Here is an 18,438-nt window from a genome sequence, read left to right as displayed (position 1 = left end):
ATCCGGCAGAGTCGCCGGGTGCGGGCAGCTCACGAGGCGTGCCCGCCGACAGCGAGGATCGACGATGACCCCATCCGACCGAGACGCCACCGGGCTCCTCACACGGCCCGACCACTTCGTGCAGCTCGTCACCCCCACGGGCGAGCGCCGAGCCGACCCCGAGTTCGACCGCTGGGTCGCCGACGTCGATGCCGACGCCCTCTCCCGCCTGTATCGCGACATGTCGATCGTGCGCCGCCTCGACACCGAGGCCACCGCGCTCCAGCGCCAGGGCGAACTCGGACTCTGGCCGCCGCTCGCAGGGCAGGAGGCCGCGCAGATCGGCTCCGCGCGGGCACTCCGCGACGACGACTTCGTGTTCACGAGCTACCGCGAGCATGCCGTGGCCTGGTGCCGCGGCGTCGGACCCGCCGAGCTCCTCACGGTATGGCGGGGGTCGGCGGCATCCGGCTGGAATCCCGCCGAGCACGGCATCGCCGTGCCCCAGATCATCATCGGCGCCCAGGCGCTGCACGCCACCGGTTGGGCCATGGGCGCCGCCTGGGAGGGGTCGGATGCCGCGAGCGTGGCGTACTTCGGCGACGGCGCCACGAGCGAGGGCGACGTGAATGAGGCCCTCGTGTTCGCCGCGAGCTTCGACGCGCCGGTCGTGTTCTTCTGCCAGAACAACCAGTGGGCCATCTCGGAGCCGGTCGGCCTGCAGTCCAAGCAGCCGCTCGCCCGCCGTGCGGACGGCTTCGGCATGCCCGGCGTGCGCGTCGACGGCAACGACGTGCTCGCGGTGCTCGCCGCGACCCGGATCGCGCTGGACCGCGCCCGCCGCGGCGAGGGCCCGACGCTCATCGAGGCCGTCACCTACCGGCTCGGCCCGCACACCACCGCCGACGACCCGAAGCGCTACCGCACCGACGACGAGCTCGCCGAGTGGCGCACGCGCGACCCGATCACGCGACTGCTCGCCCTGCTCACGAGCATGGGCGTCGACGCCGACGCGCTCGAGCGCGAGGTCGCCGAGGAGGCGGGCCGCGCGGCCGCCGAGCTGCGCGCCGCCGTGACGACGATCCCGGACCCCGAGCCGATGACGGTGTTCGATCACGTGTACGCCGAGCCGAACAGCCACCTGGCGCGCCAGCGGGATCACTACGCCCGGTACCTGGCCATGTTCGACGATGCGGATGCCGCGGCATCCGGCGCCGAGGGAGGCGCACGATGACCACGCTCACCTTCGGGAAGGCCCTCAACGCCGGCCTTCGTCGCGCCCTCGCCGCCGACGAGAAGGTCGTGCTGATGGGCGAGGACATCGGCTCGCTCGGCGGCGTCTTCCGCGTCACCGACGGACTCAAGGCCGAGTTCGGCGCCCACCGCGTCGTCGACACCCCGCTGTCGGAGGCCGGCATCATGGGCACCGCCGTGGGGCTCGCGTACCGCGGATTCCGTCCGGTCGTCGAGATCCAGTTCGACGGGTTCATCTACCCCGCCTTCGACCAGATCGTCGCCCAGGTCGCGAAGCTCCACTACCGGTCCCGCGGCAACGTGCGGATGCCGATCACGATCCGCGTGCCGTTCGGCGGCGGCATCGGGGCGGCCGAGCACCACTCCGAGTCGCCCGAGGCCTACTTCGCGCACACCGCGGGCCTGCGCGTCGTCGCCTGCTCGAACCCCGCCGACGCCTACGTCATGATCCAGCAGGCGATCGCGAGCGACGACCCGGTGCTGTTCTTCGAGCCGAAGCGGCGCTACCACGTGAAGGGCGAGGTCGACGAGTCGGCGAGCCTCGCCGACGCCAAGCCCATGGGCGTCGCGTCGGTCGTGACCCCCGGCACCGACGTCACGCTCGTGACGTACGGCGCGCTCGTGCAGACCGCGCGCGACGCGGCGATCGCCGCGGCGGAGGACGGGGTCTCGGTCGAGGTGATCGACCTGCGGTCGCTCGCACCCGTCGACTACGCGACGGTCGAGGCATCCGTGCGCCGCACGGGCCGACTGGTCATCACCCACGAGGCGGGCCAGCAGGGCGGCGTGGGCGCGGAGCTCGCGGCGAGCGTCACCGAGCGCTGCTTCGAGTTCCTCGAGGCGGCGCCCGTGCGCGTCACGGGGCACGACATCCCGTATCCGCCCGCGAAGCTCGAGCGCCACCACCTGCCCGACCTGGACCGCATCCTCGACGGGGTCGATCGCGTGCTCGGCCGTCCGAACTCGCTCAGCGGGGTGGAGGCGTGAGCGGCATGATCAGGGAGTTCCCGCTGCCCGACCTCGGTGAGGGCCTCACCGAGTCGGAGATCGTCGCCTGGCGCGTCGCCGTGGGCGACCACGTCGAGCTCAACCAGATCATCGCCGACGTCGAGACGGCGAAGGCGGTCGTCGAGCTGCCGTCGCCGTACACCGGGGTCATCACCGCGCTGCACGCCGCCGAGGGCGAGACCGTCAACGTCGGCGAGCCCCTCTTCTCATGCGACACGGGCGACGCCGCAGGGACCGGTGCGCCGGCTCCGACGGATGCCGCGACCGAAGCCGCGGTCGAGACGCCCGCCGCGGCGGCCGTCGACGCGACCCCCGCTCCGGAGCGCGACGCCGCGCCCGGGCCCAACCTCGTGGGGTACGGCGCCCGCGATGAGGGCGGACCGAAGCGCCGCGCCCGCCGCGCCGCCCTCCTCGCCGACCTCGTGCCCGGGACGGCCGCCGACGTCGACGCCGATGCCGCGCCGCCCGCGAGCGCCGGTGCCGGCGCCGGCACCGTGCAGGCCGGCGCCCCGCTCACGACCGGAGCGCCGGAGCGTCCCCGTTCGACGCCGCCCGTGCGCAAGCTCGCTCGCGACCTCGGGATCGACCTCGCCGACGTCACCGGCACGGGCGAGCGCGGGCTCATCACCCGCGCCGACGTGGAGGCCGCGGCATCCGGCACCGTGGTGCACGCCGAGGCCGGCGAGCGCGCCGACGCTCGGACGGCGACCGCGCAGGCGGGCGCCGACCGCCCGGTCGAGACGCGCCTGCCGATCAAGGGCGTGCGCAAGCACACCGCGGCGGCGATGGTGCGCAGCGCGTTCACCGCGCCGCACGTCACCGAGTTCCTCACGATCGACGTCACCGCGACCATGGAGCTGCTCCGCGGCATCCGTGACGACCGCGCCTTCGCCGGGCACAAGGTGACCCCGCTCACCGTGGTCGCGAAGGCGGTCTGCATCGCCGCGCGCCGCACGCCCGAGGTGAACTCGCGCTGGGACGAGGAGGCGCAGGAGATCGTGCAGTACGGCGGCGTGAACCTCGGCATCGCCGCGGCGACCGGCCGTGGACTCGTGGTGCCGAACGTGAAGGGCGCCGAGCGGATGACGCTCATCGAGCTCGCCGACGCGATCGCCGCGCTCGCGGACACGGCACGTGCCGGACGCACGCCGCCCGCCGACCTGACCGGCGGCACCATCTCGATCACGAACATCGGCGTGTTCGGGATCGACGCGGGCACGCCGATCCTCAACCCCGGCGAGGCCGCGATCCTGGCGATGGGCGCGGTGCGCAGGCAGCCCTGGGAGCACCGCGGTGAGATCGCGCTGCGCGAGGTGATGACGCTGAGCCTGTCGTTCGACCACCGGCTCGTCGACGGCGAGCAGGGATCGAGGTTCCTCGCCGACATCGGCCGGATCCTGCGTGAGCCAGGCCTCGCGCTGACCATGGCGTGATGCCGCGATCGGCGGGAGGATGGGCGCATGGACCCACGCAGCATCCTCTCGCCGGCCGACACGGGCGACGCGCTCGCGGGCACGGCCTTCCGGCACGCCCAGGGCCACCTCGTCGGGGCCTTCACGACCGCGGACTTCTCGAGCGCCGTGCGGGTGCTCGACGCCGTCGCGCTCGTGGCCGACGAGTCGAACCACCACCCCGACGTGCGCCTCGGATGGGGTCGGGTGGAGTTCGCGCTCACGTCGCACGACGTGGGCGGCGTCACGCAGCGTGACGTCGACCTGGCGCTGCGCATCGGGGCGGTCGCGGCCGCCCTCGGCGCGGAGCCGGCATGACGCGCGGCCGGGCGCCGCTCGCCTGGGCGGTCGCCGTCGCCGCTGCGGTGCTCCTGGCCGGCTGCGCGAACGACGTGCCGCCCTCGGCCTCGCCGCTCGCACCGGCAACGAACCCGGTGGCGTCGGCCACGGCGACGCCCGAGTCCGAGGCCTCAGAGACGCCCGTCGCGTCGTCCCGCGCGCCGTCGGTGGTCCCCGCCGATCCGGGCGACTGCGAGTTCGAGCCCGACAGCCCCGGGGCGGTGGTGTTCGTGGTGACGGCCGACGACGCGGTGACGCCGATCGAGATGACGTTCTCGGCGTTCCGTCCCGAGGGCGGGCCCGAGGTGCGCACGGTCACCGCGACCGGCCCCGTGGTCACGGTGCTCCAGACGAACTGCGGCGACGCCGTGGCATCCGCACCATGGACCTTCACGGCCACCGCTCCCACCGGCGACGGGCTGGCCTGCTCGTCGTTCTACGGCGGGAAGCACCTGGCGTCGGACGGCGACTTCGCCGAGGGCGACACCGCCCGCGGCGCGAGCGTCGACTGCAGCGGCCACCCGGGCATGTGAGGCACCGGCTCAGGCGAGCCGGTAGACGAGCTCCTCGATCTCGGTTCCACGCGCGTTCGCGTAGCTCACCTCGGAGGCGATCCGCTCGAAGCCGAGCTTCTCGAGCACCGCGATCGACGCGGCGTTGTCGGCCGCCACGCGCACGCGCACCGGACGCTCGTGCAGGGCATCGAGGAAGAGCCGCACCGCGCGGGTCGCGATGCCCTCGCCCCAGTGCGCCCGGTCGATCCAGTAGGTGACCTCGGCGGCGTCGTCCTCGTACCACCGGGCGACGCTGCCGACGATCTTCCCGTCGGCGCGGACCGTGCGGGCGTCGATCGACGGATCGGCGAGCAGGCGCCGCCAGTGCGCGTCGAACATGGCGCGATCGGACGGGTCGGGCGGCGTGAACGCGGCCATGCGCACCGCCACCTCGTCCTGCTCGAACGCGAAGAGTGCATCGAGATCCCCGTCGCGGGTCGCGCGCAGGGTCACGACATGAGGCTGGCCCATGTCATCTCCTCCAGGATGCCGCGGATGGTGCCGTCGGCCGGTCGGCGCCCGGGGATGCGGGCGCTGTGCGGGGTGGAGTTCAGGAGTCCGAAGGCGGCGTGTGCCCGGAACCTGAGCTCCGTCTCGGCCCGATCGGGCCGGAGTCGGGAGAGGGTGTTGACCCAGTGCTCGACGTAGCGCCGCTGCAGCGAGCGCACCTCGTGCCGTGCGCCGCGGTCGAGCTGTTCGAGCTCGCGGTCCTGCACGATGATGACGTCGGCCTCGGCGAGCGCGAAGTCGACGTGGAAGCGGATGAGCGATCGGAGCGCGTGGTCGGGGTCGGGGGACGAGTCGAGCACCTGCTCGGCGCCGTCGAGGAGCGTGCGGCTCGCGCCCTGCAGGATGGCGGCGAGCACCGCGGCCTTGCCCGGGAAGTGCCGGTACACCGCCGGGCCGCTGACCCCCACGGCAGCACCAAGGTCCTCGATCGTGACGCCCGCGTAACCCCGCTCGGCGAACAGCGTCGCCGCCGCGCGCAGGATGGCGGCGCGCCGGTCGGCCTTCAGCCGTCCCCGCTCGGTGCGGGGGGAGAGGTCGGCGATCGCGGCGGCGTCGGCCTCGTCGAGGGTGCTTGCCATGTCGGTGAGTGCTCGCTAACATCGGGAATCGAGTTAGTGCACACTAACCGAAATGGCGGGCCTGACACAAGGGGGCGCGCCGTCGACGAAGACGGGCGGAGCGGATGACGACCCTCACGACGGGCATCGACCCATCGAGCGAGACGGGGCGACGCAACGCCGCCGAGCATGCCGGGCTCGTGCAGGAGCTGCGCGACCGGCTCGCCGCCGCGGCACGGGGCGGCCCCGAGAGCTCCCGCGAACGCCACGTCGCCCGCGGGAAGCTGCTGCCACGCGACCGGGTGGACCGACTGCTCGACGAGAGCAGCCCGTTCCTCGAGCTCTCGCCGCTCGCGGCCGAGGGACTGTACGGCGGCGACTCCCCGGGTGCCGGCATCATCACGGGCATCGGCCTCGTGCAGGGCCGGCCGGTCATGGTCGTCTGCAACGACGCCACGGTCAAGGGCGGCACCTACTACCCGATGACCGTGAAGAAGCACCTCCGCGCCCAGGAGGTCGCCAAGGAGCACCGGCTGCCCTGCGTCTACCTCGTCGACTCGGGCGGCGCCTTCCTGCCGAAGCAGGACGAGGTGTTCCCCGACCGTGATCACTTCGGGCGGATCTTCTACAACCAGGCGCAGCTCTCGTCGATGCGCATCCCGCAGCTGGCCGCGGTGCTCGGTTCGTGCACGGCCGGCGGCGCGTACGTGCCCGCGATGAGCGACGAGACGGTGATCGTGCGCGACCAGGGCACCATCTTCCTCGGCGGCCCGCCTCTCGTGAAGGCGGCGATCGGCGAGGTCGTCACCCCCGAGGAGCTCGGCGGCGGCGACCTGCACTCGCGGGTGTCGGGCGTCACCGACCACCTCGCCGACGACGACGAGCACGCCCTCGAGCTCGTGCGCGACATGGTGGCGACGCTGCCCGTGCCGCCCGAGCGGGCGTGGGCGGTGCGCGAGTCGCGCCCGCCGGCCGTCGACCCGTCGTCGCTCACGGCCGTCGTGCCGGTCGACGTGCAGCAGCCGTACGACGTGCACGAGGTCATCGCCCGGCTCGTCGACGGCAGCGAGTTCTCCGAGTTCAAGCCCGAGTACGGCGACACGCTGGTCACCGGGTTCGCGCACCTCGACGGGCATCCGATCGGCATCATCGCGAACAACGGCGTGCTGTTCAGCGAATCCGCCATGAAGGGCGCGCACTTCATCGAGCTGTGCGACCAGCGCGGCATCCCACTCGTGTTCCTGCAGAACATCTCGGGGTTCATGGTGGGACGCGACGCGGAGGCCGGCGGCATCGCCAAGCACGGCGCGAAGATGGTCACCGCCGTGGCCACGACGCGCGTGCCGAAGCTCACGGTCGTCATCGGCGGTTCCTTCGGCGCCGGCAACTACTCCATGTGCGGTCGTGCGTACTCGCCCCGGTTCCTCTGGATGTGGCCGAACGCGCGCATCTCGGTGATGGGCGGCGAGCAGGCGGCATCCGTGCTCTCGACCGTGAAGCGCGACCAGCTCGCGGTGCGGGGCGAGGAATGGTCGGATGACGCGGAGCAGGCGTTCAAGGCCCCCATCCGCGAGCAGTACGAGCACCAGGGCAGCCCGTACCACTCGACGGCGCGGCTCTGGGACGACGGCATCATCGACCCGGCCGACACCCGCACGGTGCTCGCCATGGCGCTCGAGCTCGCGAGCCGCACGCCCCTGCCCGAGCCGGCATTCGGCCTGTTCCGGATGTGACGAGGCTCAGGAACCGGATGCCGCTGCCGCCGCCGCGCGGGTGACCTCGCGCACGGCCGCGTCGACGCCGCCGTTCCAGGCCGTGCCGTGGCCGGGCAGCACCCACGTCGCGTCGACCCCGACGAGGCGCTGCAGCGATTCGAGTGCGCCCTCGGGGTCGTCGGTGAACGGCGCGGGCTGCGGACCGTGCCGGCCCGTCAGCACGTGCCGGGTGGTCAGCGCGTCGCCGACGAAGACGGCGTCGGCCGCGGGCACGTGGATCGCGATGCTGCCGGGGGAGTGACCCGGCAGCCCGATGATGCGGGGCGAGCCCGGAAGGTCGAGCACGTCGCCGTCGTGGACCGCGACGACCTCGGCGACGGGCGTGGTGCGCAGGCCGTTCTTGCGCACGGCGTACCAGAGGAACCGCGTCGTCGGGCCGACCCTGAGCCGACCCCACGCGGGCTTGGTCGAAACCTCGCCGCGGGCACGGGCGGCGTCGGCCTCGTGCACGTAGACGGGGACGCCCTGCTCGCTGCGGAGCCGCTCGGCGAAGCCGATGTGATCGCTGTCGCCGTGCGTCAGCACGACGCCGCGGATGTCGTCGAGGGAACGGCCCATGCCGGCCAGCTCGGACACGAGGTCGTTCCAGTGTCCGGCGAGCCCGGCGTCGATGACCGTGACGCCCTCGGGGGTGTCGACCAGGTAGGCGGCGACGATGTCGTTGCCGATGCGGTGGAGGGAGGGGCCGAGCTTCATGGTGATCCTCGATTGCGTGTGTCGATGCGGTTGATAGCTATGATACATAGCTATCATGGCTACGGTCAATAGCCTAGGATCGATCGAGGGGAAGGGGGCACCGATGCCGACACCGGAACGCACGTCGCTCGGGGCCATCGTCGACGCCGGGCGCGACCTGCTCGAGACCCACGGGCTCGACGGCCTCACCATGCAGGCGGTCGCCGAGCGCGTGGGCGTTCGGGCGCCGTCGCTGTACAAGCGCGTGCGCAACCGCCGGGAGCTCGTCGCGCTCATCGCCGACGCGACCGTGCTCGAGCTCGGCGACCGGCTCGATGCCGCGGCGACGGGCGAGCCCGACCCGCGACAGGCGCTGGCGGCGCTCGCGCGCGCGGCGAGGTCGTTCGCCCGCGAACGGCCGGTCGCGTTCGGGCTCGTGTTCAGCCCGGGCGCCGACCTCGACCTCGACGCCGAGTCGCTCGCGCGGGCGAGTGCCGCGGTGATCGGCATCGCGGCACAGCTCGCCGGCGACGATCGTGCCCTCGATGCGGCGCGCACGGTGACCGCCTGGCTGAACGGGTTCGTCGGCATGGAGCTCTCGGGTGCGTTCCGGCTCGGCGGCGAGGTCGACCGCGCGTTCGAGTTCGGCATCGCGAGCCTCACGGGTGCGCTCGCCCTGGGTCGGTGAGCGCAGTGGGGAGCCGCGTCGGTGAGCGAGGTGGGGAGCCTGGTCGGGGGCTGCTTGCCATTTCAGTTAGTGGGCACTAACATCGGATCCGGTTCCTGCGCGCTGACGGTGAGCGCGAGGCAACGTCGCAGAGAGGCGCGAAAGGCCATGATCATGAGCACGCGCGGGACCCGGGCCCGATGAAGATTGTCGTCATCGTGAAGGAGGTCCCCGACACGTACGGGGAGCGCAGGCTCGACCTCGAGACGGGACTCGCCGATCGCGCCGCGAGCGAGGCCGTGCTCGACGAGATCGGTGAGCGGGCCCTCGAGGTCGCACTCGCCTATGCCGACTCGCACGACGACGCCGAGATCGTCGTCATGTCCATGGCGGCCGAGAGCGCGGCGGCGACGATCCGCAAGGGCCTGGCGATGGGCGCGGCTTCGGCCGTGCACATCACGGACCCCGGCCTGGCGGCCGCGGACCTGGGCCTCACGGCACGCACCCTGGCCGCGGCGATCCGACGCACCGGGTTCGACCTCGTCATCGCGGGCAACCTCTCGACCGACGGCAGCGGCGGCGTGGTTCCCGCCATGCTGGCCGAGCTGCTCGACGTGCCGAACGCCACGGCCCTCTCATCGGTCGAGATCGCGGCCGGCTCGGTGTCGGGAACGCGCAACATCGACGGCGCCACCGTCCGCGTGAAGGCCGAGCTGCCCGCGGTCATCTCGATCACCGAGGCGCTCCCCGATGCTCGACTGCCGAACTTCAAGGGCATCATGGCCGCGAAGAAGAAGCCGTTCGAGACGTTGAGTGCGGCAGATCTCGGCATCGAACCGGAGGATCTCTCGGTCGCCATGTCGATCATGACCGCCATCGCCGAGAAGCCTCCGCGCGCGGCTGGGGTCAAGATCATCGATGCGGGCGACGGCGGCACGAGGATCGCCGAGTTCCTCATCGAGAACCGGCTGGCCTGAGAGGACGAGCATGACCGACCACCCCGCAGACGCGATCCTCGTCGTGCTCGAGACCACGCCGAACGGCGAACTCGCGACGAGCGCGGCCGGCCTCCTCGGCGCCGCCTCGCGCATCGGCACGCCCGTGGCGCTCGCCGTCGTCGCACCCGGCCAGGCGCCGGCGCTCGCCGAGCAGGCCGCCGCGCTCGGTGCCGCAACGGTGCTGGTCGTCGAGACGACCTCGACGCACGCCGAGCTGACCGTCCCGCAGGTCGACGCCCTCGCCGCCGCCGCCGCGGTCGTCGCCCCGCACGCGGTGCTCATCTCGAACTCGATCGACGGCCGGGATGTCGCGGGCCGCTTCGCAGCCCGCTCGGGCGCTGCGATCGCCGTCGACGCGATCGGCGTCTCGCGCGACGACGAGGGCATCGTCGCCCACCACTCCGTCTACGGCGGCGCGTACAACGTCGACTCCGCGGCGACCTTCGGACCGCTCGTGGTGACCGTGCGCCAGGGCGCCGTCGATGCCCGCGCCGAGGCGCGGCCCGTCGCCATCGAGTCGCTCGACGTGTCGCCGTCGGGAGCGGCATCCGCGGCCATCGAGTCGGTCGAGGCCGTGACCGAGACGTCGAGCCGACCCGAGCTGCGGGGAGCGACGAGGGTGGTCGCGGGCGGTCGCGGCCTCGGCTCGACCGAGAAGTTCGCGCTCGTCGAGGATCTCGCCGACGCGCTCGGCGCCGCGATCGGCGCTTCGCGCGCGGCCGTCGACGCCGGCTACATCCCCGCGAATCACCAGGTCGGGCAGACGGGGGTCTCGGTCTCGCCGCAGCTGTACATCGCGCTCGGCATCTCGGGCGCGATCCAGCACCGCACCGGCATGCAGACCGCCAAGAACATCGTCGCCGTGAACAAGGACCCCGACGCGCCGATCTTCGAGGTCGCCGATTTCGGGGTCGTGGGCGATGTCTTCACCGTCGTGCCGCAGCTGATCAGCGCACTCGCCGAGCGGAAGCGGTGACCGGTGGCCGCCCACGTGGGGAACCTGCGCAGGGGTCTGCCCCGCCAGCGTGGCGGTGACGCCTGGCCTCCACCCGGCGAAGCGCCCGGTACACCCGACGCTGCGCCGGCCGGAACGCCCGAGGCCGCTGCGGCGCCGATCGGCTCGGCACCAGCTGCGTCGACGCCGGTGGCTCCTGCCGTCGTCGCCCCACCGGCATCGGGTCGCCGGCTCCGAAGCGGGCTTCCGCGGGTCGCGGGCGGCCCGCCATGGCCTGAGGCCGGCGTCGCGGCCAGTACCGAGCACGTGGCGGTGACGGATGCCGCGGCCGTCCCGCAGCCCGCGACCATCGTCGAGTCGACCTCCGCGCCGACGGCCGCGCCGACCGCGCCGGCGCCGGTCGCACCGCGACCCGCCGGCGCCGGCGCCGCATCATCCCAGGCGATCGGCGGCGGACTTCGCCGCGGACTGCCGCGGATCCCCGGTGGAGACCCGTGGCCCGCGCCCTCGGCGGTCGCACCGGTCGCCGCGTCCGCGCCCGTGGCGCCCGTCGCAGCCGAACCGCTCGTCGAGCCCGTCGTGCCGGATGCCGCCGCACCTTCCCCCGCGGCGTCCGTCGAAGCGACGCCCGCCGCGCCTGCGAAGCCCGCCGCGCCTGCGAAGCCCGCGGTGCCCGCCGAGCCCGTCGCGCCGGCCGCACCGGCGAGCACACCATCGGCTCCGGCAACGAAGCGGTACGGACTGCTGACCCGCAGGCAGTGGGTCGGCGCATCCGTCGTCGGCGTCCTGGCGATCATCGGCGCCGCGACCATCGTCGTGCAGCTCACGCGGTGGTTCCTCGGGCTCGATTTCATGCAGGACTTCCTCGTGACCTACCCCGGCGAGACTCCCTTGCCCGAGGGCGCCCCCGTGGGCCTGCCGGCGTGGCTCGGGTGGCAGCACTTCTTCAACGTCTTCCTCATCGTGCTGATCATCCGCTCGGGGTTGCAGGTGCGCACCGAGAAGCGGCCGGCGGCGTACTGGACCCCCCGGTGGGCGAAGGGCGGGCAGGGCAAGATCACCCTGAACCTGTGGTTCCACCAGTCGCTCGACATCCTGTGGTTCGTGAACGGGCTCATCTTCGTCGTCCTGCTGTTCGCGACGGGCCAGTGGATGCGCGTCGTGCCGACGAGCTGGGAGGTCGTTCCGAACGCGGTCTCGGCCGGCCTGCAGTACCTGTCGCTGGACTGGCCGCTCGAGAACGGCTGGGTCAACTACAACAGCCTCCAGGTGCTGACCTACTTCGCGACGATCTTCATCGCCGCGCCGCTCGCGGCGGTGACCGGAGTGCGCATGTCGGGGCTGTGGCCGAAGAACGCCACCGCCCTCAATCGCATCTATCCCGTGGAATGGGCGCGTGCCGTGCACTTCCCGGTGATGCTGTACTTCGTCGCATTCATCGTGGTGCACGTCACCCTCGTCTTCCTCACCGGGGTGTTGCGCAACCTCAACCACATGTACGCGGCTCAGGACACCGACGGCTGGCTGGGCTTCTGGATCTTCGTCGCCTCGCTCGTGGTCATCGCGGCGGCGTGGATCGCCGCCCGCCCGACGCTGCTCGCGCCGATCGCCGGTGCGTTCGGCAAGGTCGGCCGCTAGCGCCCTTGTCATTTCAGTTAGTGGGCGCTAACATCTATTCCAGTTAGTGCGCGCTAACTGGATGGCGCGCGGACGACGTCGCAGAGAGGCGCGGATGGTCACGCTCACGAGCCCGAACGATCGGGCATCGGAATCGATGCCTGCCGCGACGCGCCCCTTCGACCGGGTGCTCGTCGCCAACCGCGGCGAGATCGCCGTTCGGGTCATCCGAACGCTGCGCCGCCTCGGCATCCGCTCGATCGCCGTCTACTCCGATGCCGACGCCGATGCGCCGCACGTGCGGCTCGCCGACGAGGCCGTGCGCATCGGTCCGGCGCCGGCGACCGAGAGCTACCTCGACCCCGAGCGCATCATCGCAGCCGCCCGCGAATCCGGCGCCGAGGCGGTCCACCCGGGCTACGGATTCCTCTCGGAGCATGCCGGGTTCGCCGAGGCGTGCCGCGGTGCGGGCCTGGTGTTCGTCGGTCCGGGCATCGAAGCGCTCGACGTGATGGGCGACAAGATCCGCGCGAAGCGACACGTCGAGGCATCCGGTGTGCCGACCGTTCCCGGTGTCGCCGACGCCGCACTCGACGACGCGGCCCTCCTCGCCGCGTCCGAGTCCGTCGGCTTCCCGCTGCTGGTGAAGCCGTCGGCGGGCGGCGGCGGCAAGGGCATGCAGGTCGCCCGCGATGCCGACGAACTCGCCGCCGCGCTGCCCGCGGCCCGCCGCATCGCGCTCGCCGCCTTCGGCGACGACACGTTGCTGATCGAACGACTCATCGAGCGGCCGCGCCACATCGAGGTGCAGGTGCTCGCCGATGCCCACGGCGCCGTCGTGCACCTCGGCGAGCGCGAGTGCTCGCTCCAGCGCCGGCACCAGAAGGTCATCGAGGAGTCGCCCTCGCCGCTCCTCGACGCCGCGACGCGGGCGCGCATCGGACAGGCCGCGTGCGACGCCGCCCGCAGCGTCGACTACCTCGGCGCCGGCACGGTCGAGTTCCTGGTCTCGGATGCCGCGCCCGACGAGTTCTTCTTCATCGAGATGAACACCCGGCTCCAGGTCGAGCACCCCGTGACGGAGCTCGTCACGGGCATCGACCTGGTGGAGCAGCAGCTCCGGATCGCCGCGGGCGAGCCGCTCGCCTTCTCGCAGCAGGACATCCGGCTGCAGGGGCACGCGGTCGAGGCCCGCGTCTACGCGGAGACGCCGCACCGCGGCTTCCTCCCGTCCACCGGTGCGGTGCTCGCGTGGCGCGCCCCGGCCGGCGAGGGCGTGCGAGTCGACGCGGGCATCGACGAGGGCCTCGAGATCACGGCGCACTACGACCCGATGATCGCCAAGGTGATCGCGTACGGCTCCGATCGCGCGCAGGCCATCGAGCGACTCGACCGCGCACTCGCCGACACCGTCGTGCTCGGCGTCGACACGAACATCGCCTTCCTCCGGCGCCTGCTCGCCGATCCTGCGGTGCGGTCCGGCGACCTCGACACCGGGCTCATCGACCGGATGCCCGAGGGAGACCTCGCCGGCTGGCCGCCGTCGCTCGTCGATGCGGCAGCCCGCCGATTCGCGCACGACGAGGTCGCCGACCGGCTCGCGTCCATCGCGGCCGGACCGACGGCCTGGCAGTCCTCCACGGGCTGGCGCTCGGGATCCGTGCGCCCGTCCGAGATGCTGCTCGCCCCGCGCGATCATCCGCACGACGTGCGCACGGTCATGGCGGGGCCCGACGGCGCCGAACCCGCCGGCCCCGACGACACCGTCGTACGTGTCGGCGACGACGGTTCGGTCTGGGTGCACGGCGATGGCGAGTCGGCCGCCTTCGTGCGCATCGACCGTCGCACCCACGCCGAGCATCGCCGCGCGGCGACCGAACGCGGCGGCCTCGCCGCCGAGCCCGACCTCCGCTCACCCATGCCGGGAACCGTCACCGCCGTCTTCGCCGTGGACGGCGACACCGTCGAGGAGGGCGACGCCATCGTCGCCATCGAGGCGATGAAGATGGAGCATCGCGTCGTCGCCGCATTCGACGGCACCGTGCGGCTCAGCGTCGCCGTGGGCGACCTGGTGAGCCGCGACCAGGCGGTCGCACGCATCGAGCCGCACCCCGCGGCATCCGACCCGCAGTCCATCGACGGTCCCCACGAGGACGCCGTCGCGAACGCATCCCACCAGGAATGAGGAGCACCATGCACGACCTGACCGACGAGGAACAGCAGCTGTACGACATGGTCTGCGAGTTCGCCGACACCGTGGTCGCCCCCCAGTCGTACGAAGCCGACCGCACCCACACGCTGTCGATGGACGTCGTCGCCCAGATGGGCGAACTCGGCCTCTTCGGCCTCCCGTTCCCCGAGGAGCACGGAGGCCAGGGCGGCGACTACATGGCGCTGTGCCTCGCGATCGAGGCACTCGCCCGGGTCGACCAGTCCATCGCGATCACCCTCGAGGCGGCTGTCGGCCTCGGCGCCATGCCGATCTACCGTCACGGCACGGACGAGCAGAAGGCCGAGTACCTTCCCGACCTCGTCGCGGGACGCGCGCTCGCCGGGTTCGGCCTCACCGAGTCCGAGGCCGGGTCCGATGCCGGCGCCACCCGCACGACGGCGGTGCTCGACGGTGACGAGTGGGTCATCAACGGGTCGAAGCAGTTCATCACCAATTCGGGCACCCCGATCACGAGGTTCGTCACGGTGACGGCCGTGACCGGCGAGCGGGAACGACCCGACGGCTCGGTGTCGAAGGAGCTCTCGACGATCATCGTGCCGAACGGCACGCCCGGGTTCACCGTGGCGCCTGGGTACGACAAGTCGGGCTGGCGCGCCTCCGACACCCACCCCCTCACGTTCGATGATGTGCGAGTCCCCGCCGCGAACCTGCTCGGCGAACGCGGTCGGGGATTCGCCAACTTCCTGCGCACGCTCGACGAGGGCCGCATCGCCATCGCCGCGCTCGCCACGGGCGTCGCGCAGGGCTGTCTCGACGAGGCGCTCGGCTACGCCAAGACCCGCAACGTCTTCGGCGTCCCCATCGCGTCGCACCAGTACGTCGCCTTCACGATCGCCCAGATGCAGGCTCGCGTGTACACCGCGCGCCTCGCCTGGCACGACGCGGCCCGACGTGTCGATGCGGGCCTGCCGTTCAAGAAGGAGGCCGCGATGGCGAAGCTCGTCTCGAGCGACGCCGCCATGCTCAACTCCCGCGACGCCACCCAGATCTTCGGCGGCATGGGCTTCATGAACGAGAGCCTCGTCGCGAGGCACTACCGTGACTCGAAGATCCTCGAGATCGGCGAGGGCACGAACGAGGTGCAGCTCATGGTCATCGCGCGTGAGCTGGGCATCGGCTAGGAGGTTCACGATGACGGATGCCCCGATGCGCGACGTGGTGCAGCGCGGACTCTGGTTCGAGGAGTTCGAGGAGGGCGTGCGCTACCTGCATCGCCCCGGGCGCACGGTCACCGAGGCCGACAACGTGCTGTTCACGACGCTCACGATGAATCCGCAGCCGTTGCACCTCGACGCGGCATGGTCGTCGGGCCAGCCGTTCGGACAGCGCCTCGTGAACTCGCTCTTCACGCTGTCGACCCTGGTCGGGCAGTCGGTCGGCCAGCTCACGCAGGGCACGCTCGTCGCCAACCTCGGCTTCGGCGAGGTGGCGTTCCCGCACCCCGTCTTCGCGGGCGACACCCTCTACGGCGAGAGCGTCGTCGAGTCGAAGCGCGAGTCGGCGTCGCGTCCGGGCCAGGGCGTCGTCGTGCTCGCGCACACGGCGCGCAACCAGGACGGCGTCGTGGTCGCGACGGCGTCGCGCACCATGCTGGTGTGGATGCGCGAGGCGGGGGAGCGCCAGGCCGGCGTCGGCGGCGAGGCGAGCGGATGACGCATCCGCCATTCCGCTTCGGCCCCGCGCTGCTCTTCTGCCCGGCCGACCGGCCCGACCGCTTCGCGAAGGCCGCCGAACGTGCCGACGCGGTGATCCTCGACCTCGAGGACGCCGTCGCCGATGACGCGAAGCACGCCGCCCGGCTCGCGCTCGTCTCGTCGACGCTCGACCCCGAACGGGTGATCGTGCGGGTGAACCCCGCGTCGACCGCGCACTTCGCCGACGACGTCGCGGCGCTCGCTGCGACGGAGTACCGCACCGTGATGCTCGCCAAGTGCGAGGGCACCGCCGACCTCGTGCACCTCGAGGACTTCGAGGTGCTCGCCCTCTGCGAGACCGCCCGCGGCGTGCTCGCGGCCGCCGAGGTCGCGGCACTGCCCAACGTCTCCGCGCTCATGTGGGGTGCGGAGGACCTCGTGGCGTCGCTCGGCGGGTCGTCGAGCCGTCACGCCGACGGTCGCTACCGCGACGTCGCGACGTACGCCAGGTCCCAGGTGCTGCTCGCGGCGGGCGCGCACGGCGTGGCGGCCATCGACACGGTGCACCTCGAGATCGCGGATGTCGCGGGACTGCGCGCGGAGGCCGAGGACGCGGCAGCGGTCGGCTTCGCGGCGACGGCGTGCATCCATCCGTCGCAGGTGTCCGTCGTGCGCGAGGCGTATCGCCCCGACGCGGCACGGCTCGAGTGGGCTCGCGCCGTGCTCGCGGCCGCGGCGACGGAGCCCGGCGTGTTCGCGTTCCGCGGCGCGATGGTCGACGCGCCGCTCCTGCGCCAGGCCGAGGCGGTCGTGCGGCGAGCCGGCCGCGGCTGACCCTCTGATCCTCCCCACGTGCGGGCCGCGCGACTCGGCGTCGAACGGCCGTCTCGTGCACGGGCGTGCCCGCATCCCACGCCATGCCGAACCTGGTACTCGATGGTTTCCGCGGTCGGAATACCCCCGATCAGGGGCCATACCACGCTGAATGTCGTCCGTTCGGGGGACACGCGGTGCGCCATCGCAAACGATTCGGTAACGGTTCATCGTGCCGTCCGGGGTACACGTACCCCGAGGACGTATTCTCGAATCCAAATCCTGGGGAGGAGGAGCGCGTGGCACGACGGCACAGCTACCGCGCCGACGAGGCGAGCGTCGCGGGGGCGACGCTCACCGATGAGGTCATGGCGGGCACGATGGAGGTCGATTCCCGGAGCGTGATGGCGTCGTCGACGCCGGCGCTCCGCGTGGAGACCGTGGAGTCGAACACGCTCTCCGGGCCCATCACGGTTCCCGTGCGGTCGACGCTCGGGGAGACCGGCATCGCGGCGCATCCGCTCGCCCTCGGCGGCAGCACGTTCGGCTGGACGCTGGGCTCCGACGAGGCGTTCGCGGTGCTCGACCGGTTCGCGGGCACGGGCGGCGACCTGCTCGACACCGCCGACAGCTACGCGGCCGGGCGCAGCGAGTCGATCATCGGATCGTGGATGCGGTCGCGCCGCACGCGCGACCGGATGTGCGTGATGACCAAGGTGGGTCGGCACCCCGATCACCGCGGTCTCTCGCCGGTCGACGTCCGCGACGCGGTCGACGATTCGCTGCTGCGGCTCGGCACCGACCGCATCGACGTGCTGTTCTTCCACGGCGACGACCCCGCGGTCCCCCTCGAGGAGAGCCTCGGCGCGGTCGACGCGCTCATCACAGCCGGCAAGGTCCGCGCGATCGGCGCCTCCGACTTCTCGCCCGAGCGGCTCATCGAGGCCCGCGTCCTCGCGGCGAACGGCCTGCCGAGGTTCGAGCTGCTCACGACGCGGTACAACCTCATGGAGCGCCGGCCGTTCGAGGGTGCGCGGGAGCTCGTCGCGCACGCGCAGGGACTCGCGGTGCTGCCGTACTTCGCGCTCGCCAACGGATTCCTCGGCGGACAGGTGCGCCGACGCTCCGAGGTGCGCCGCGACGCGCGCGGCGAGCGCCTCGCGCGGCACCTCGGGCGCAGGGGCCACCGCGTGCTCACCGCGCTCGACGAGATCGCCTTCGCGCACGGCGTGCAGCCGGCGACGATCGCGCTCGCGTGGCTCCTCGCGAAGCCCACGGTCGCCGCGCCGGTGGCGAGCGCGACGAAGCCCGACCAGGTCGAGGCGCTGATGGCCGCGGCATCCGTCGACCTGCATCGCTCGGAGCTCGTCGAGCTCGACCGCGCCTCGGCCTGACGCGCGCCGCGCCGCGCCGTCGACG

At 72.5% G+C, this 18,438-nt stretch carries 18 protein-coding genes; 15 read left to right on the top strand and 3 right to left on the bottom strand.

Annotated features, from left to right (window positions below; translation table 11 throughout):
- The first annotated feature begins 64 nt into the window (after window positions 1–64).
- From pdhA to EV187_RS00435, 5 genes are read left to right on the top strand one after another with little or no spacing between them, the layout of a single operon-like run.
- Entirely contained in the window at window positions 65–1,213 is a 1,149-nt protein-coding gene (pdhA, locus tag EV187_RS00455) for a pyruvate dehydrogenase (acetyl-transferring) E1 component subunit alpha (protein WP_130351090.1), read from the top strand.
- Complete coding sequence (locus EV187_RS00450) at window positions 1,210–2,220, top strand: alpha-ketoacid dehydrogenase subunit beta (protein WP_130351089.1); 1,011 nt, start codon at window positions 1,210–1,212, stop codon at window positions 2,218–2,220. The genes pdhA and EV187_RS00450 overlap by 4 nt, the downstream gene beginning before the upstream one ends.
- Before the next feature lie 5 nt (window positions 2,221–2,225).
- Complete coding sequence (locus tag EV187_RS00445; protein ID WP_130351088.1) at window positions 2,226–3,674, top strand: dihydrolipoamide acetyltransferase family protein; 1,449 nt, start codon at window positions 2,226–2,228, stop codon at window positions 3,672–3,674.
- A gap of 27 nt (window positions 3,675–3,701) precedes the next feature.
- On the top strand, window positions 3,702–4,010 hold the full coding sequence (locus EV187_RS00440; RefSeq protein ID WP_130351087.1) for a 4a-hydroxytetrahydrobiopterin dehydratase: 309 nt from the start codon (window positions 3,702–3,704) through the stop codon (window positions 4,008–4,010).
- The gene (locus tag EV187_RS00435) at window positions 4,007–4,564 is read left to right on the top strand and encodes a hypothetical protein (protein WP_130351086.1); all 558 of its coding nucleotides are present in this window, start codon (window positions 4,007–4,009) and stop codon (window positions 4,562–4,564) included. Before EV187_RS00440 ends, EV187_RS00435 begins: the two co-directional genes overlap by 4 nt.
- Before the next feature lie 9 nt (window positions 4,565–4,573).
- Here the strand turns inward: EV187_RS00435 and EV187_RS00430 are convergent, their stop codons facing one another.
- Together EV187_RS00430 and EV187_RS00425 are read right to left on the bottom strand one after the other, a co-directional pair.
- A complete protein-coding gene (locus EV187_RS00430; RefSeq protein ID WP_130351085.1) occupies window positions 4,574–5,056 on the bottom strand; it encodes a GNAT family N-acetyltransferase in 483 nt (160 codons plus the stop codon).
- Window positions 5,035–5,673: a TetR/AcrR family transcriptional regulator gene (locus EV187_RS00425; protein ID WP_130351084.1), complete on the bottom strand. Its 639-nt coding sequence runs from the start codon at window positions 5,671–5,673 to the stop codon at window positions 5,035–5,037. Before EV187_RS00425 ends, EV187_RS00430 begins: the two co-directional genes overlap by 22 nt.
- 104 nt (window positions 5,674–5,777) lie before the next feature.
- On the opposite strand from EV187_RS00425, the gene EV187_RS00420 reads away from it, so the two are divergent.
- A complete protein-coding gene (locus EV187_RS00420) occupies window positions 5,778–7,385 on the top strand; it encodes a carboxyl transferase domain-containing protein (protein WP_130351083.1) in 1,608 nt (535 codons plus the stop codon).
- Window positions 7,386–7,391: 6 nt separating this feature from the next.
- Here the strand turns inward: EV187_RS00420 and EV187_RS00415 are convergent, their stop codons facing one another.
- On the bottom strand, window positions 7,392–8,123 hold the full coding sequence (locus tag EV187_RS00415; RefSeq protein ID WP_130351082.1) for an MBL fold metallo-hydrolase: 732 nt from the start codon (window positions 8,121–8,123) through the stop codon (window positions 7,392–7,394).
- A gap of 103 nt (window positions 8,124–8,226) precedes the next feature.
- Here EV187_RS00415 and EV187_RS00410 point away from each other — a divergent pair, with 103 nt between their 5' ends.
- From EV187_RS00410 to EV187_RS00370, 9 genes are all read left to right on the top strand, one after another.
- Window positions 8,227–8,790, top strand: a complete 564-nt coding sequence (locus EV187_RS00410) for a TetR/AcrR family transcriptional regulator (RefSeq protein ID WP_130351081.1) — start codon at window positions 8,227–8,229, stop codon at window positions 8,788–8,790.
- A 179-nt stretch (window positions 8,791–8,969) separates the two neighbouring features.
- Window positions 8,970–9,746 carry an electron transfer flavoprotein subunit beta/FixA family protein gene (locus tag EV187_RS00405; protein WP_130351080.1) on the top strand — a complete coding sequence of 259 codons (777 nt, stop codon included), beginning with the start codon at window positions 8,970–8,972 and terminating at the stop codon, window positions 9,744–9,746.
- Window positions 9,747–9,756: 10 nt separating this feature from the next.
- Window positions 9,757–10,743: an electron transfer flavoprotein subunit alpha/FixB family protein gene (locus tag EV187_RS00400; protein WP_130351079.1), complete on the top strand. Its 987-nt coding sequence runs from the start codon at window positions 9,757–9,759 to the stop codon at window positions 10,741–10,743.
- Window positions 10,744–10,911: 168 nt separating this feature from the next.
- Window positions 10,912–12,360, top strand: coding sequence for a cytochrome b/b6 domain-containing protein (locus tag EV187_RS00395; protein ID WP_341272740.1), 1,449 nt, complete (start codon window positions 10,912–10,914; stop codon window positions 12,358–12,360).
- Between the two features lie 136 nt (window positions 12,361–12,496).
- Complete coding sequence (locus tag EV187_RS00390; RefSeq protein ID WP_130351077.1) at window positions 12,497–14,524, top strand: acetyl/propionyl/methylcrotonyl-CoA carboxylase subunit alpha; 2,028 nt, start codon at window positions 12,497–12,499, stop codon at window positions 14,522–14,524.
- An 8-nt stretch (window positions 14,525–14,532) separates the two neighbouring features.
- The gene (locus EV187_RS00385) at window positions 14,533–15,693 is read left to right on the top strand and encodes an acyl-CoA dehydrogenase family protein (RefSeq protein ID WP_130351076.1); all 1,161 of its coding nucleotides are present in this window, start codon (window positions 14,533–14,535) and stop codon (window positions 15,691–15,693) included.
- 10 nt (window positions 15,694–15,703) lie between these two features.
- Window positions 15,704–16,225, top strand: a complete 522-nt coding sequence (locus EV187_RS00380) for a MaoC family dehydratase (RefSeq protein ID WP_130351075.1) — start codon at window positions 15,704–15,706, stop codon at window positions 16,223–16,225.
- Window positions 16,222–17,040 carry an HpcH/HpaI aldolase/citrate lyase family protein gene (locus EV187_RS00375; RefSeq protein ID WP_130351074.1) on the top strand — a complete coding sequence of 273 codons (819 nt, stop codon included), beginning with the start codon at window positions 16,222–16,224 and terminating at the stop codon, window positions 17,038–17,040. Before EV187_RS00380 ends, EV187_RS00375 begins: the two co-directional genes overlap by 4 nt.
- Before the next feature lie 278 nt (window positions 17,041–17,318).
- Window positions 17,319–18,413 (top strand): aldo/keto reductase, encoded by a 1,095-nt coding sequence (locus EV187_RS00370; RefSeq protein ID WP_242609363.1) that lies wholly within the window; start codon window positions 17,319–17,321, stop codon window positions 18,411–18,413.
- The last annotated feature ends 25 nt before the right edge of the window (window positions 18,414–18,438 follow it).

Source organism: Agromyces ramosus (assembly GCF_004216665.1).
Lineage (GTDB): Bacteria > Actinomycetota > Actinomycetes > Actinomycetales > Microbacteriaceae > Agromyces > Agromyces ramosus.
Note: the sequence above shows the minus strand (reverse complement) of the source record. Positions and strands in the feature narration are given on the sequence as shown.

What these genes read in the sequence shown, in the direction of transcription:
- pdhA (WP_130351090.1), top strand. Translation starts at nt 65, where the DNA reads ATGACCCCATCCGACCGAGACGCCACCGGGCTCCTCACACGGCCCGAC.
- EV187_RS00450 (WP_130351089.1), top strand. Translation starts at nt 1,210, where the DNA reads ATGACCACGCTCACCTTCGGGAAGGCCCTCAACGCCGGCCTTCGTCGC.
- EV187_RS00445 (WP_130351088.1), top strand. Translation starts at nt 2,226, where the DNA reads ATGATCAGGGAGTTCCCGCTGCCCGACCTCGGTGAGGGCCTCACCGAG.
- EV187_RS00440 (WP_130351087.1), top strand. Translation starts at nt 3,702, where the DNA reads ATGGACCCACGCAGCATCCTCTCGCCGGCCGACACGGGCGACGCGCTC.
- EV187_RS00435 (WP_130351086.1), top strand. Translation starts at nt 4,007, where the DNA reads ATGACGCGCGGCCGGGCGCCGCTCGCCTGGGCGGTCGCCGTCGCCGCT.
- EV187_RS00430 (WP_130351085.1), bottom strand. Translation starts at nt 5,056, where the DNA reads ATGGGCCAGCCTCATGTCGTGACCCTGCGCGCGACCCGCGACGGGGAT.
- EV187_RS00425 (WP_130351084.1), bottom strand. Translation starts at nt 5,673, where the DNA reads ATGGCAAGCACCCTCGACGAGGCCGACGCCGCCGCGATCGCCGACCTC.
- EV187_RS00420 (WP_130351083.1), top strand. Translation starts at nt 5,778, where the DNA reads ATGACGACCCTCACGACGGGCATCGACCCATCGAGCGAGACGGGGCGA.
- EV187_RS00415 (WP_130351082.1), bottom strand. Translation starts at nt 8,123, where the DNA reads ATGAAGCTCGGCCCCTCCCTCCACCGCATCGGCAACGACATCGTCGCC.
- EV187_RS00410 (WP_130351081.1), top strand. Translation starts at nt 8,227, where the DNA reads ATGCCGACACCGGAACGCACGTCGCTCGGGGCCATCGTCGACGCCGGG.
- EV187_RS00405 (WP_130351080.1), top strand. Translation starts at nt 8,970, where the DNA reads ATGAAGATTGTCGTCATCGTGAAGGAGGTCCCCGACACGTACGGGGAG.
- EV187_RS00400 (WP_130351079.1), top strand. Translation starts at nt 9,757, where the DNA reads ATGACCGACCACCCCGCAGACGCGATCCTCGTCGTGCTCGAGACCACG.
- EV187_RS00390 (WP_130351077.1), top strand. Translation starts at nt 12,497, where the DNA reads ATGCCTGCCGCGACGCGCCCCTTCGACCGGGTGCTCGTCGCCAACCGC.
- EV187_RS00385 (WP_130351076.1), top strand. Translation starts at nt 14,533, where the DNA reads ATGCACGACCTGACCGACGAGGAACAGCAGCTGTACGACATGGTCTGC.
- EV187_RS00380 (WP_130351075.1), top strand. Translation starts at nt 15,704, where the DNA reads ATGACGGATGCCCCGATGCGCGACGTGGTGCAGCGCGGACTCTGGTTC.
- EV187_RS00375 (WP_130351074.1), top strand. Translation starts at nt 16,222, where the DNA reads ATGACGCATCCGCCATTCCGCTTCGGCCCCGCGCTGCTCTTCTGCCCG.